The organism is Leptospira fluminis, from assembly GCF_004771275.1.
GTDB lineage: Bacteria > Spirochaetota > Leptospiria > Leptospirales > Leptospiraceae > Leptospira_B > Leptospira_B fluminis.
Genome location: NZ_RQEV01000012.1, coordinates 210,902 through 224,221, shown reverse-complemented (window position 1 = coordinate 224,221; position 13,320 = coordinate 210,902). Strand labels below are relative to the sequence as shown.

Here is a 13,320-nt window from a genome sequence, read left to right as displayed (position 1 = left end):
GATGCAATTACCTAGACTCGAGCAAGAAGAGCTAAGGGGGAAGCGTGTCTTCCTCCGAGTCGATTTTAACGTTCCTCTGGAAAACGGCAAAGTAACCGACAAAACCAGGATCGAAAAAACCCTTCCGACCATAGAACTTCTGATCAAAAAAGGCGCCAAGATCGTCATCGGAAGCCACCTAGGTCGTCCGAAAGGAAAACCGGATCCTCAATTCTCCATGGAACCGGTATTCGAAGTGTTTAAAGGATTGGTTTCTGTTCCCGTATTCTTCTCGAAAGATGTTGTCGGAGAACAAGCGAACCAACTTTCCAAACAATTGAAGGAAGGGGAAATTCTCGTTCTGGAAAATCTCCGGTTTCATAAGGAAGAAGAGGAAAACGAAGCGGGGTTCTGTAAAAAATTGGCGGCACTAGCCGATGTGTATGTGAACGACGCGTTCGGTGCGGCTCATAGGGCTCATGCTTCCACGGAAGGAATCGCTCACCTGCTTCCTTCCTTTGCCGGACTTTTGATGTACAAGGAGATCACGGAACTCTCCAGCCTTCTCTCCAGACCAGCCAAGCCCTTCGTTGCGATCATCGGGGGTTCCAAAGTGTCGTCCAAAATCAGCGTGATCAAAAACCTCATCGATAAGGTGGATCATATCCTGATTGGCGGAGGGATGGCCTATACCTTCCTGAAATCCAGAGCCATTCCGGTAGGAAACTCCCTGGTGGAAAAGGATTTCGAAGTGGAAGCCTTCCAACTAATCGAACGCGCGGGGGTCGCGGGAGTGGATTTCCAACTTCCGGTGGACCATATCATCGCGGACAAATTCGATCCCAAGGCGAAAACCAAGACGGTAGACAAGATGGGAATTTTGGACGGCTGGATGGGAATGGATATCGGTCCCAAAACGGTTTCGAATTACGAAAAAGTAATCAAAAACGCCTCTACCATCGTATGGAACGGTCCTATGGGAGTTTTCGAATTCGACAAATTCGCAGACGGAACCATGGCTATCGCGAAGGCGGTGTCGAAGTCCAAGGCCAAGACGGTTGTCGGCGGAGGTGATTCCATTGCGGCGATCAATAAGGCCAAAGTGGAAGATAAGATCACTCACGTTTCCACAGGCGGAGGAGCCTCCTTGGAATTCCTGGAAGGAAAAAAACTTCCGGGAGTGCAGGCCCTTCTGAAACGGCCGGAGTAATCGGTAAACGTCTAGAACATTAGGAAGGAAATAGATATGCGCCCGAAAATCATCGCAGGGAACTGGAAAATGAATCTCTCGGAAAAGGAGGCTCTTGCCTTGGCCAACGGTCTCCGGGAGAAACTTCCGGCCATCCTAAAGGACAAGCGGGCCTTAGTATTTCCTTCCACCGTGCATCTGGCGTCCGTAGCCAAGGTCCTGGAAGGAAGCGGAATCGACGTCGGAGCGCAGAACATCTATCCTGCCTCCTTGACTGCCATGACGGGAGAAACCAGCCCCGATCATCTCAAGGAATTCGGGATCAAGTTCGCTTTGGTAGGACATTCCGAAAGACGCCAATTCCTAGGAGAAACGAACTCTTTCTGCAACCAGAAAGTCCGCTATTTGGCCGAGAACGATTTTACGGTCATTTATTGCGTGGGAGAAACCCTTTCCGAAAGAGAAGCAGGACGGACGTTCGAGGTACTCGGTGCGCAGATCCGGGAAGGTTTGGGAAACATAAGTAGCGGACTGTTTTCCAAAATCTGGGTGGCATACGAACCCGTTTGGGCCATCGGAACGGGAAAAGTCGCGACGCCTGCCCAAGCCCAAGAAGCGCATTCTTTTCTAAGAAAAGAAATTGCGGCGCTTTTTCAATCGGGAGCAGATGTCGCGGCGTCCCTGCCGATTCTGTACGGAGGATCCGTAAAACCGGACAACGTAAAAGAACTGCTTTCCCAACCGGATATAGACGGAGGGTTGGTGGGAGGCGCCAGCCAAAAACTCGAAAGTTATTTGGGACTTTTTTAATCCCTTCTTTCGGGCGGTTTTTAATTGTCAGGAGGCGGAGTCGCCGTATTTTGGATGAGAAGTATGTCCGGGACCTTCGGACCGACCCAAAAACCTTAGGAAGTTTCTCAGCATGGGATTTATAACCGGAACGATTCTAGTTCTATTCGTTTTCGTGAGCCTTTTTCTGATTTTGCTCGTAATGATTCAGACCGGAAAAGGAGGGATGGGAGGCGTTTTAGGTGGCGGCGCTAGCCAGTCCGTATTCGGTTCTTCGACTGCGGATGTTTTGACCAAGACGACTCGGGTTGCCGGGCTTCTTTTTTTGGCTCTTTCTCTGATTCTTTCTTTCCTTTTCGCTAAAACTAGTGGATACAATACGACTCCGGTTCCGGAAGTCGTACCTGCGGCCTCCGCTCCGGTCCCAGAGACACCGGAAAAACAAGGAGGAAACGATGCCCCCACTGCTCCGACTACGCAGAGCACGACTCCCCCGCCTGCACAACCCAAGCCGTAAACGTCCCTTGGGAACCCGCCAGAGGAGGACGGAACAAGTCATCCTTTGGTCGGCCTTCTTTCTTCTTCCTTTTTTTTCTCCTCTCCTTTCCCAATCCCAAGGAGGAGCGTCCTCTTCCCCCTCGGGAACCGCTCAGATCCTGAACCAGAGAATTTTGAAAGCGTACGAGAGCTTGGGAGTCGCGAGAGAACTTCTGAAATTCGAAAGAATGGAAAGCCTTCCCCAAGGCACCGTGGTTTCCTGGGTCGGAACCTTTCCCAATAGAAAAGGAGTCAAGATCACGAAATTTTCCGTGACCCCGTCCAGAACCCCCGGAGGAATCGAACGGTCCGAGGAAAAATCCATTCTTTTGGAATTCAACGGTTCCACCCTATCCAAGGTGGAGTCCGAAATCAAGACCGCAAACTATGCGACGGAGGACACCACTCTCGTGCGGATGACGGACAATACTCCTCTGGACAATAATGTGGACGACCTACTCATCTATGCGGATCGAAACGGTAGGGCCGCAGAGTATCCTTTGAACTATCTGCCGGACGAAGGCGTAAGCAGGGAACGTTCCGAATTCAAAAAGGAATTTTACCTAAAACTGATCGAGGATTTTTTCATTCAGGTTCTTCGGATCCAGGAAATGCAGAACCAACAATCCGCTAAAAATCAAAAAAAATTACTGCAAACTTTTAAAGAATCCCTAGAATATTGACCGGATGTCATCCCTGATGGAAAACCTCCAAGACCGAGCGGAGGAACTCCAAGCGATTCTAGACGGAATTACGGAACCCCTGGTTCTCATCGATCCCGGGTTTCGGGTTCGCCGTGTCAATCGCGCTACGCTGGAGTTCTCCGACGAATCGGATTTCCCGTCCGTACTGGGAAGGAAATGCTATGCCCTCTTGTACAATCGGTCCGGCATTTGTCCTTTCTGCCCCATGAAGGAACACCACGAAAACGAGGCCGACTTCAACCGCGAATTCGAAGGAAGGAACGCGATCGGGCGTGAAGTTTTTCATGTGATCAACGACCAAAAGGAGACCCTCTATCTGGATTTCTTTCCCATCAAAAAGGAAGGAAAGGTCGTTTCGGTCGTGGAAAAAATCAGCAATATCACCAGGCTCAAGGAAAAAGAGGACGAAAACCTCCGCATCCGGAATCTGGCCTCTCTCGGAACGTTTATCTCCGGGGTAGCCCACGAATTGAACAACCCCTTGACAGGCATGAGTCTGACACTCCAAAATTTGATGAACAACCTTTCCAGTGTGGATCCGGATTTTTTTCGGAAGCGGCTGGAGATGATCAAGGAAGATTTGACCCGGGCCGCTATGATCGTGGCGGACATCATCAGCTTTGCCAAACCCGATAAGCTGGTGACCACTTCCGCGGATATCTACGAGACGATTTTGAAAGCGAAGGATTCGGTGATTTGGGTTTATCCGGTCCTGTCCAAGAACGTGGAGTGGGAAATTTTAGGAGAACCGGGCACCTATTTTCAATTCAATCCGGTCAAGATGGAAAGGCTTTTCATCAACCTATTCAAGAACTCCCTCCAAGCCTACGACTACGGTGAGGGTAAAATCCGTGTGGAAATCAGACGGACTAGGAATATGCTGCACGTATTTGTGGAAGACACCGCCGGCGGAATTCCGGAAAGCATGTTGGATAAGATCTTCTCCCCTTTCTTTACCAAGAACAAATCCGGCATAGGCACCGGATTAGGATTGTCCATCTGCCATTCCATCGTCAGAGAGCATAGCGGAGAACTGACCGTACGTTCCTACAATCGTAGGACTAGATTCAGAGTCTCTCTGCCTTTAGAACAGCCCAGAGGAAATTAAATTGTCCAAATATAGAATACTGGTAGTCGAAGACATACATTCCATACGGGAAGCGATTAAGGATATTCTAAATCGCGATTACCAGGTCTTCGACGCGGAAAATTACGACGAAGCGGTACATATCCTTTCCTCGGAGCCTATAGAATTAGTCATCACCGATATACGAATGCCGGGAAAATCCGGTCTAGATCTGATCAAGACCATCCAAAAGGATCATCCGAACGTCCTGTATTCGTTAATGACGGCATACAATATAAACGATTATATCAAATTCGCGTACGAACACAATATTTGGAACATCATCCCGAAATATTCCTTTTTGGACATCAATCTGATTTCCGTAATGGTCCGCAAGCTCCTGAGCAAGGACATATTCGGAGTGGAAAAATATTTCGGCCCGGATTTTATCCTACTGGAACAGGAGCGGGACGGATTCAGCCTTCCCCCGGAAAACGGCGTGGCGTTTCAAAAAGTGAATTCGGATGAGGAAAGAAATTATTTCTGCAATCGAATCGCCAAGTATTTGATCGAAAAAGGAGCTCCCAACGCGGTTCACCAAATTTTGGAGGAACTGACTTCCAACGCGATGATACGCGCCCCGAGAGACTCAAAGGGAAATTCCAAATACCAGTTCGAATTGCCTTCCCGCGATCTGCTAGTTCCCCTGGAGAACATACAATTGGCGGACACGGATTACTTCGAGATCGGTTACGGAATCGCGGAGAATTCCTACATTATCGTAGTCCGAGATCACTTCGGTTCCCTGAACAAAAAAGAGATCCTGAAGCGACTGGACAGGCATATTACCGTGGAAGATACCAGCGGACTGCCTGCGGGACTTGCGGATTCCCACGGAAGGGGCCTTTATATCTGTCGGGAAATTTCCGACCAACTGATCTTCAATATTGCGAAGGAAAGAAAGACGGAGATCATAGCCCTTCTAGACAAACAAACGAATAAGGGTTACAAATCCCTGTCCATATATGAAGTTTGAGAAAAGTAAATCAACGGGTCCATTCCCGATACAGCAGGATCTCCTTTCCGCTTTCCAAAAAAGCGGAGCGGGATTCCTCGGCGGAAAAGAAACGCAAGGGTTTGTCCGCGGACCGGATTCGCTCTTCCTTTAACAGGTTTCCTTTTTCGTCCATAAAATACAGGACCCCTTCCGCTTCCCCCGCAAACCAAGCCCCGGAATGAAAGACCGTTTGGTAGACCGAATTCGACTTGGATCGTTTTTTCTCCAGGAGGGGTTTTCCGTTCCGGGAAAAAAGCACCAGCGCTTCCGGTAAGCCTGCCAGAACCTCTCCTTCAGGAGATACGGCAAGATACAATTTGTGAGGATAGACACGGTTCAGATTCCATTCTTCCTTTTTCTTTCCGTTGCGATCGTATATGCGGATGTTGTCACGGTTTCCTTTGAGAAAATGGACGGCCAGTACGTTTCCGTTCGAGGAGATCGCCAGGCTCTTTGCGAATACCGGTTCTTTTTCCTCCACGGAATCCTTGAATAGCAATTCTCCTTTTCCGCTTAACAGAAAGAGTTCCCCTCCCGAAAAAAGAACCGAACTTTCCCCGTTGGAGGCAAAGGAAATATCCGTCAAAAATCTTCCGTCCAGTTTTTTGGCACCCGTTTCGTTTCCATTGATGTCTGCGATCAAAACCTGATTGTTATCTCCGGAAAGGAATAGAATCAGATTTCCGTTCGGATGAGTTTTTGGATAGCTCCTGTATTCTTTGGTCCAAAGCAATTCTCCTGATTCCGAAAAGAATTCCGCCGTGGATCCGATTTTTCGATATGCCCAATAGCCTTTGGAGGAAAGAGGATATTCGATCCGATCGGTATCGTTGATCGGGATTTCGGTTCCGTCGGGAATTCGAACATATTCAGTTTTCGTTTTATAGCCGTTTAGTTTTTTTTCCGGTTCGAAAGGAAAGCGGGGATCCGAAAACATTCCCAACTTCGCTTCCTTGCTCCAAGCCCAATTCTTTTGCAATCCCCTCGCTGCCGCGTAGGGATTTCCTAGAAAAAAATAAAATCCGAGAAAGAAAACCAAAGACAACCCGAAGATCTGGGGGATCATGCGTCATTCCTCAATCTGTTATATAGTAGATACAGAGACGTCGTTGCGGTGGCGTCCCGGAACAAATCCCGTTTAAAAGGAAAATACAATTCGTGAACGATCGTACCTTTTCCTCGGACATGGATTCCGATAAAAACGGTTCCGACCTTCTTTGTAGGAGTTCCGCCGCTCGGACCGGCGATCCCGGTGATACTGATCGCAAGGTCCGTTTCCAGCGCCTTTGCGGCGCCTTCCGCCATCTCTTCCGCCGTTTCGCGACTTACGGCTCCGTGCGTTTCCAAAGTATTTTTTCGGACTCCTAATTGTCTTACTTTCACTTCGTTCGCGTAGGAGACGATCGCTCCTAAAAAGTATTCGGAAGATCCCGGTCTGTCCGTAAACAACTTCGCCGCCAATCCGCCCGTACAACTTTCCGCGGTTCCAACGGTAAGCTTTCTTTCTAAAAGCAATTTCGGTAGTTCTTCGAACACGTCTCCCGTGCAGATTTCCCCGTATTTTTCTCGGGTGGCTCGTATCAGTTCCGAAACGATTTCGGGATTTGCGGATTGGTATGTGACTCTTAAAAATCCTCTCTTGGCGGCCACTCCCCAAATCGCCTTTCCTTCCCGTAAAACGGAAATCCCTTGTATGAATTCCTGCTGAAACGTGGATTCGCTCATTCCCCAGACAAAAAGAAAATCCGAATGTAGTTCTCCCGATCGAAACATATTTTTCAATACCGGAGCGAGATAGGAAGAGAACATAGCGGTCATTTCCTTCGGAACTCCGGGCATACAAGCGAGGTGGCTTCCTGGAGAAAGCTCCACCCAAAATCCGGGAGCGATGCCCACGCTATTCGGAAGAACCTCCGATCTGGACGGGATCGAAACCTGGCGGATCGCGGTTTTTAGATTCTCTTCGAACAATCTTCCCCGCAATCTATAGATAGCCTTCAACCTATCCAAGGCAGTCGGGTCTTCCACGGGGGAAGAGTCGGTCAATCCACAGACCACCTGCAATGTGTAATCGTCTTCGGTGGGACCCAATCCGCCGGTCATGACGACGACGAGCGGATTTTCTCGATCCCCTTCTTTCGAAAGGGAACGCAACTCTCTCTCTATCAGCTCCGGCGAATCCGGAAGAACCAGGAATTTTTCCACGGAAAATCCGTGCCCGAACAACTCGTTCGCGATCCAGGACGAGTTCGTATCCTGGCTCCTGCCTGCCGTCAGTTCCGAACCCGTGGAGACGACTACGAAGCGCGGGGGTTTCATGCTTCCTTTTCCAAGCGATCGGGAGCAGTCACACCCAATAGACCCAAACCGGAAGAGAGAGCCTTTTGCGCGAAGATGCAGATCCGTGCCAAACCCGCCCGGACGGATTCTTCCGAATCCTTGAGTCGGTTGTTTTTGGCGATGTAGAACTGGGTAAAGGATCTTGCCAGATTCTGGAGATAGTTCGTAAGCCGGTGAGGTTCCAAGCTATTTGCGGCGTCCAAAACCTCCTCCGGAAAACGCGCCGCCCAAAAAAGAAGACGTTTGCGTTCCTCGGTCATTTCCAAATCACGCAACGCTACCGCGTCGGAGTGAGTCCCTACTTCGCGGAAGATGGAGCAGATCCTGGCGTGCGCGTACTGTAGATAGAATACCGGATTTTTGTCCGATTCGTCCTTGGCCAGATCCAGATCGAAGTCCAAAGGGGAATCCAAAGATCGCATTACGAAAAAATAACGTGCCACGTCGCGAGCGTGCTTTCCTAAATACCCGAGCAGATCCTCCATCGTCTGGAATTCGCCGGCGCGTTTGCTCATCTTCATCTTTTGTCCGGCCATAAGCAGGTTTACCTGTTGCGCGATGATCACCTGGAAATTTTCCTTAGGATATCCCAACGCCTGTACCGCTCCCGCCAATCTCGCGATGTATCCGTGATGGTCGGGGCCCCAGATGTCTATGATCTTATCGTATTTTCTTTCCACCTTATCCAAATGATAAGCGATATCGGCCAAAAGATAAGTGGGGCGTCCATCGTCCCGAACCACTACCCTGTCTTTATCGTCTCCGTAATCCGTGGAGCGGAAAACCTGTTTGCTCTCCTCTTCGAATATCTTTCCGGAGTTCTTCAGATTTTCGAGGACTCCCAAGACCTTTCCCGAATCGTGCAAAGTGGTTTCGGAGAAAAAACGGTCGAACTCCACTCCGAACAGGTCCAGGTCCTTTCTCTGCCAGATCAGATTCGATTCCACCGCCCAACGTGCGCATTTTTCCGCGAGAGTCCAATAACTGCCGTCGGTCAAGAGCGTCCGGATCTCGGCTCCTCTGGCAGGATCGGCTAACAATGATTTCGCGATTTCTTTGAGATAGTCCCCGCGGTATCCTTCCGAAGGAATTACGTTTTTCTGAAGTAATTCCTCTAAGGAACGTCCGTCGTCGGATTCCTGGACGGAGCCTACTTCCCCCAAACTTTCCCGAATCCTCACCAGAGTGGAAACCCCGAGTAGGAACACCTGGTTGCCGTAGTCGTTTACGTAAAATTCCTTTTCCACTCGATGGCCGACCGCCTTCATCAAGTTTGCCAAAGCGTCCCCCGTCGCAGCGGCTCGCGCCGAAACGATGTTCAAAGGTCCGGTGGGGTTGGCGCTCACGAATTCCAAGCTGATCTTTTTGGGTTCGGAAACCTGAGGGCAGGAAAGTTTCGACTCGATCCAGGATTCCAAAAACCGGACGAGAAAGGAGGGAGCCATCCGAAAATTGACGAATCCTGGCGGAGTAAAATCCACTTTTTCGAAGAGTTCCGATTTGCTTTCCAAAAACTTCACTAGGATGGCCGCGGTTTCCAAGGGTTTGCGACCCAACAGTTTGGAATTCTCTAAAGGGAAGGAAGTCGAATAGTCGCCGAAGGATTCCTCTCTGGAATACTCTATACGAATTTTCAGATCCTTCGGATCCAGATCGGGAGCCTCCGTTTTGCAATAGTGCAAAACGGCTTCGTTCAGCGCGGAGAGTACGGTTTTCTTGACGGTTTCCGTTTCTTTCATTCTAAGATATTCAATTCCTATTTTTTGGAGGAGGTCCTGTCCCAATCGGGATACAATCGCTTGGAGGAGATCAGTTTCCAACTCCGATCCAAGGACCCGAAGACCATATTCTTTTCCCTAAGGATACATTCAAGAGTTACACAGGACTTTCCCTCGGGCCCGAAGGTCGGTCTGGGAAGGGTTTCTTTCTTTCCCCAGCGAATGTCCAGAACGATCAGGAATAGAAGTGCGATCGCGTATAGGACGACGAAGCAGGTCTTAAAAATCTTATCCAAACCTTTCCTCCATAGAATCGTACAACATCGATTCGGATTTCAGTTTTCGTCCGAGCAAAGGCTTTAGCGCCCGATTGCTCAACCTATCCGCTTCCTTAAGGAGTTCAAGGGAAATCTTTTCCTCTTTCAGATCCCGGTATTTTCTTTTCAGGCAATCGTAAACGAATCGTACGAGTCCAATCCGATCCGGCTGCGGAGTCCTACAGTCTCCGCAGATCGTTTCGAAATGCTCGTCTTCCAGGCTGCAAGAGCTCATTTCCCCCAGTTCCTTACCGCATACGGAGCAGGAAATCTCTTTAGAGAGAAACCCTCCCGTATAAAGTAGTTTCAACTTAAAGAAGGGCAAAAATACGGGCCTGAATCCGCCTGCGTCCAATTCCTGCAAGGCGGCATACAACAATCTATATTCCTGGGGATGCGCGCCCCCTTCGGTCAAAAAGGAAGAGACGAGTTCCACGAGATAGGAAACGAGAACGGTTCCGGCGTACCCGCTTTTGGCCTTCTCGAACCGATCCAGCAATCCGATCTCCTTCACATTGTAAGCCTCTCTTCCTTGGGTCCGATAATAGTCGAGAGACACCAAGGAACCTGGCTCCGTCGCCGCGATCGGACGAGTCTTGCTTTTTTTGATTCCCTTTACCCGGAAACTCGCGACTTCTCCTTCTTCCGGAAGTAGTCGAAGGAACGCGTCCCCTTCCGGCAGGATCCGACTTTCCATCACGATCCCTTTCGTTTTTCTTAAGGAAGAATGAGATCCAGACATAGATCTTCCATCCTCCGCATCAACGCCTCGTCCTCCGGTCCCCTTTCATGATCGTAACCGATCAGATGCAGGAATCCGTGCACAAACAACCGGAAGAATTCCTCCTCTTCGGAATGACCGATCTGCTTCGCTTGCTCCTTGCATGTTTCCCAAGAAATCACGATCTCACCCAAGGGTACGATCGGCCCGAAGGAAGACTCCCCTTTGGGAGGTAGATCCCAGGGATGGAGGTCGAAGGATAAAGGAAAGGAAAGCACGTCCGTGGCGCTATCCTTGTTTCTTCGCGCACGGTTGATTTCTCGGATCGAAGAATCGTCGACCACCAAAACGGAAAGATGACAATCGTTCCGCGGAAAAGAAAACTTCAAAAGGGATTCCATCCTAGGAAGTAGGTTCCCTTCCCTCAGCCACTCGGGAGTATCGGCGGCGGAAATATCCGGACAAAAATCGATCAAATCGGAACCTAAGAGGCTTTTCTTCCGCCCCTGAGAATGGCGTTCCTGTTCTTTTCCTCCAGAGCCTTAGTTTCCTCCGGCTTCGGATATTTCGGCCTGGAGTGCAAACTGGACAAGAGTACTTCCTTGAAAGAGGATTTTACCACCTCTAGATCTCCTAGAGTCAGACCGCATTCGTCCAGTTGGTTCTCTGCCAGCTTGCTATTCACGATCTTAGTGATCAGATTTTCCAGGGATTCGGGAGTGACCTCTTCCAGGGAACGGCTGGCTGCCTCCAGACTGTCAGCGATCATGACGATCGCGGTTTCCTTTCTTTGAGGTTTAGGTCCCGGGTACTGAAAATCCTCCTTTCTCAATTTCTTTTTCTGGGAAGGAGATAATTCGGATAATGCCTTATGATAAAAGAACGCCATTGTTGAAGTACCGTGATGTTCCGGAATGAAGTCTATCACCTCTCGCGGGAGTCGGGCTCTCTTTGCCATCTCTATCCCGTCCAAAACGTGATCGATCACGATCTTGGCGGCAAGAGCCGGATTGTTCTTGTCTATGTTCTCTTTCTTAGGAATCAAGTGTTGGTTTTCCACGAAAAATCCGGCATTCGGAATCTTGCCTATATCGTGGAAATACACGCCTACCCTGGTCAAGAGCCAGTCCAGTTCCAGATTTTGAGCCGCCCTCTCCGACATGGCCGCGACGAGAAACGTATGAGTATAGGTGGAAGGCGCCTTGGTCAACAGATCCTGTAAAAGCGGGTGCCCCGTATCCGCAAGTTCCATCAACTTGAATCGTGTCGGAATATTGAATACGTACTCGTAGATCGGTAATAGCAACTGTGTTAGGGTGGAACAAACGAATCCGTTGACGAGACAGAGAAGATACAACTTGAATATGTTCGATTCCCATAAGTCTCGGAGATAAGAACCTGACGGTACCGCTACCCAATAATTCCTGGAATCAAAAAGATAACCGGAGGAGGAAATCAGCATCTGTACCAATGCCATGTAGAACCCGGCTTTGATGAAATCGATCCGCTTCCGCATTTTTCTTCCGTAAGTCGCGGTAACTACGGTCATCACGAATGCAAGGATAAAGGAAGTGGGATTGTATCTGGACGCGGCAAAAATGAAGAAGGAAAGAAAGAAACCGATCGCTATGGACAACTGTTCGTCGTAAACCATGGATAGGATAAGGCAGACCATCCCTACGGGAACGACTAACGCGAAATAGAAGACGGAATCGTAGCTATTCTCGAAATTATAAAACGCTTTGGAAGCTACGTAGGCCCATAGGACCAGGGACCAGATCAGAGTGAAAACGATCACGTTACTCGATACGTCGTTCAATCGTTTGGGATTGTATTTTTTCAGAAAAGCGTAAACGATGATCACAAAGATGGACTGTATCAATAAAATGGAAAGTATAGAGGCTATATTCGCGCGTGTAGCGTATTTGTTTACGACGGAAAGTTTTCGATAGATATCGGGCGTGATGATTTCTCCCGCGCGGACGATGATTTCTCCAGCGTTGATTCTGCTGCTAACCGGCTCGGTCCGATCCATAGCGAATTTCTTTTGCGCTTCCGTTTCTTGGGCATTGAAAACGCAGGCCGGATTGGAATAGATATACGTGAGAGAAAGCCTTTGTATGACTCCCAAAAGAACGGGATCTATGGCCTGCAACTTCTCCGAAGCGAGTCCGTTCAATGCGGTTACCGTCGCGTCGTCTCTGTAGAGATAGGTTCGCGGGATCACTCGGTTTCCTTCCAGAGAGGAAATCTGCTCCTTGTTGCTACTAGTGCCGGAGTTGCCCGAATTCCTGACCCTAGCTTCCACCGTTCTTACGGAGGAATATTCGGGAGGGACATCCCTCAAAACGCAAAAATTGGAAAAGACCAAGTTACTATATTGCAGCACCAGGTCCCGTACTCTCGTTTTACTCGGTACCTTCAGTAAGGTTTCGAGTTCCTCTTTGGATCTGTTTTTCCATCTGGGAACTACGTTTAGAATTTCCTGAGCGCCCTTGCCTTCCGCGGGCTTGAAGATCCTATAATTCTCCATATCTTCCTGGATGGCGGGCCGGATCGTCTCCGTAAGGACGGCATAATCTCGATCGAAAAAATTCGGAGCGGACTGGAAAGCCTTCAAACGTTTGGCTTTTGTCTTTTCCTCGTCCTCGTATAGGATTTCTTTCGTGGAGACCACCTTATCCATGGCGGTTTTTCCCTCCGAATAGGGTCCATCCGGAGACAAATCGATCTTATCCTGACCGAAAAAGGGCATGGCCAACATCCACGTCACCACGAGAAGGGTAATCACCGTCAAGGTGACCTGGAATTTTCTTACGAAAGAGATCGGACGTATCTTGGTCAGGGTATCCGTGATCCAAGCCATTCCGTTTTCCAGGGTCGAACTGAAGGGAACCATGTCT

The 13,320-nt window shown here is 49.2% G+C and carries 13 protein-coding genes; 6 read left to right on the top strand and 7 right to left on the bottom strand.

Translation table 11 applies throughout. The features are described 5' to 3' along the window. Window position 1 precedes the first annotated feature (1 nt). The 6 genes from EHO61_RS17370 (at window position 2) to EHO61_RS12975 (ending at window position 5,300) form a co-directional block, all read left to right on the top strand. Complete coding sequence (locus EHO61_RS17370) at window positions 2-1,189, top strand: phosphoglycerate kinase (protein ID WP_135814006.1); 1,188 nt, start codon at window positions 2-4, stop codon at window positions 1,187-1,189. A 36-nt stretch (window positions 1,190-1,225) separates the two neighbouring features. Next, window positions 1,226-1,978, top strand: a complete 753-nt coding sequence (tpiA, locus tag EHO61_RS17365) for a triose-phosphate isomerase (RefSeq protein WP_135814005.1) — start codon at window positions 1,226-1,228, stop codon at window positions 1,976-1,978. Window positions 1,979-2,090: 112 nt separating this feature from the next. Beyond that, on the top strand, window positions 2,091-2,474 hold the full coding sequence (gene secG / locus EHO61_RS12990; protein WP_135814004.1) for a preprotein translocase subunit SecG: 384 nt from the start codon (window positions 2,091-2,093) through the stop codon (window positions 2,472-2,474). Window positions 2,475-2,514: 40 nt separating this feature from the next. Continuing rightward, window positions 2,515-3,177, top strand: a complete 663-nt coding sequence (gene lenA / locus EHO61_RS12985; protein ID WP_135814227.1) for an endostatin-like outer membrane lipoprotein LenA — start codon at window positions 2,515-2,517, stop codon at window positions 3,175-3,177. A 4-nt stretch (window positions 3,178-3,181) separates the two neighbouring features. Beyond that, a complete protein-coding gene (locus EHO61_RS12980) occupies window positions 3,182-4,306 on the top strand; it encodes an LIC_12097 family sensor histidine kinase (RefSeq protein WP_135768281.1) in 1,125 nt (374 codons plus the stop codon). A 1-nt stretch (window position 4,307) separates the two neighbouring features. Then, entirely contained in the window at window positions 4,308-5,300 is a 993-nt protein-coding gene (locus EHO61_RS12975) for a response regulator transcription factor (protein ID WP_135814003.1), read from the top strand. Window positions 5,301-5,310: 10 nt separating this feature from the next. Here EHO61_RS12975 and EHO61_RS12970 read toward each other — a convergent pair whose 3' ends face one another. From EHO61_RS12970 to EHO61_RS12940, 7 genes are all read right to left on the bottom strand, one after another. Then, window positions 5,311-6,387, bottom strand: coding sequence for a hypothetical protein (locus tag EHO61_RS12970; protein WP_135814002.1), 1,077 nt, complete (start codon window positions 6,385-6,387; stop codon window positions 5,311-5,313). Further along, a complete protein-coding gene (locus tag EHO61_RS12965; protein WP_135814001.1) occupies window positions 6,384-7,640 on the bottom strand; it encodes a nicotinamide-nucleotide amidohydrolase family protein in 1,257 nt (418 codons plus the stop codon). The genes EHO61_RS12970 and EHO61_RS12965 overlap by 4 nt, the downstream gene beginning before the upstream one ends. Next, a complete protein-coding gene (gene argS, locus EHO61_RS12960; RefSeq protein ID WP_135814000.1) occupies window positions 7,637-9,400 on the bottom strand; it encodes an arginine--tRNA ligase in 1,764 nt (587 codons plus the stop codon). Before argS ends, EHO61_RS12965 begins: the two co-directional genes overlap by 4 nt. A 17-nt stretch (window positions 9,401-9,417) precedes the next feature. Beyond that, window positions 9,418-9,675 carry a hypothetical protein gene (locus EHO61_RS12955; protein ID WP_135813999.1) on the bottom strand — a complete coding sequence of 86 codons (258 nt, stop codon included), beginning with the start codon at window positions 9,673-9,675 and terminating at the stop codon, window positions 9,418-9,420. Next, window positions 9,668-10,438, bottom strand: a complete 771-nt coding sequence (recO, locus tag EHO61_RS12950; protein WP_135813998.1) for a DNA repair protein RecO — start codon at window positions 10,436-10,438, stop codon at window positions 9,668-9,670. Before recO ends, EHO61_RS12955 begins: the two co-directional genes overlap by 8 nt. Then, window positions 10,414-10,818: an rRNA maturation RNase YbeY gene (gene ybeY, locus EHO61_RS12945; protein ID WP_135814226.1), complete on the bottom strand. Its 405-nt coding sequence runs from the start codon at window positions 10,816-10,818 to the stop codon at window positions 10,414-10,416. Before ybeY ends, recO begins: the two co-directional genes overlap by 25 nt. An 83-nt stretch (window positions 10,819-10,901) precedes the next feature. Beyond that, window positions 10,902-13,316: an HD family phosphohydrolase gene (locus EHO61_RS12940; protein WP_135813997.1), complete on the bottom strand. Its 2,415-nt coding sequence runs from the start codon at window positions 13,314-13,316 to the stop codon at window positions 10,902-10,904. Between the last annotated feature and the right edge of the window lie 4 nt (window positions 13,317-13,320).

Coding starts and splice junctions, on each gene's coding strand:
- recO (WP_135813998.1), bottom strand. CDS start 10,438: ATGTCTGGATCTCATTCTTCCTTAAGAAAAACGAAAGGGATCGTGATG.
- argS (WP_135814000.1), bottom strand. CDS start 9,400: ATGAAAGAAACGGAAACCGTCAAGAAAACCGTACTCTCCGCGCTGAAC.
- EHO61_RS12965 (WP_135814001.1), bottom strand. CDS start 7,640: ATGAAACCCCCGCGCTTCGTAGTCGTCTCCACGGGTTCGGAACTGACG.
- EHO61_RS12970 (WP_135814002.1), bottom strand. CDS start 6,387: ATGATCCCCCAGATCTTCGGGTTGTCTTTGGTTTTCTTTCTCGGATTT.
- tpiA (WP_135814005.1), top strand. CDS start 1,226: ATGCGCCCGAAAATCATCGCAGGGAACTGGAAAATGAATCTCTCGGAA.
- EHO61_RS12940 (WP_135813997.1), bottom strand. CDS start 13,316: ATGGTTCCCTTCAGTTCGACCCTGGAAAACGGAATGGCTTGGATCACG.
- EHO61_RS12980 (WP_135768281.1), top strand. CDS start 3,182: ATGTCATCCCTGATGGAAAACCTCCAAGACCGAGCGGAGGAACTCCAA.
- EHO61_RS17370 (WP_135814006.1), top strand. CDS start 2: ATGCAATTACCTAGACTCGAGCAAGAAGAGCTAAGGGGGAAGCGTGTC.
- ybeY (WP_135814226.1), bottom strand. CDS start 10,818: ATGGAATCCCTTTTGAAGTTTTCTTTTCCGCGGAACGATTGTCATCTT.
- secG (WP_135814004.1), top strand. CDS start 2,091: ATGGGATTTATAACCGGAACGATTCTAGTTCTATTCGTTTTCGTGAGC.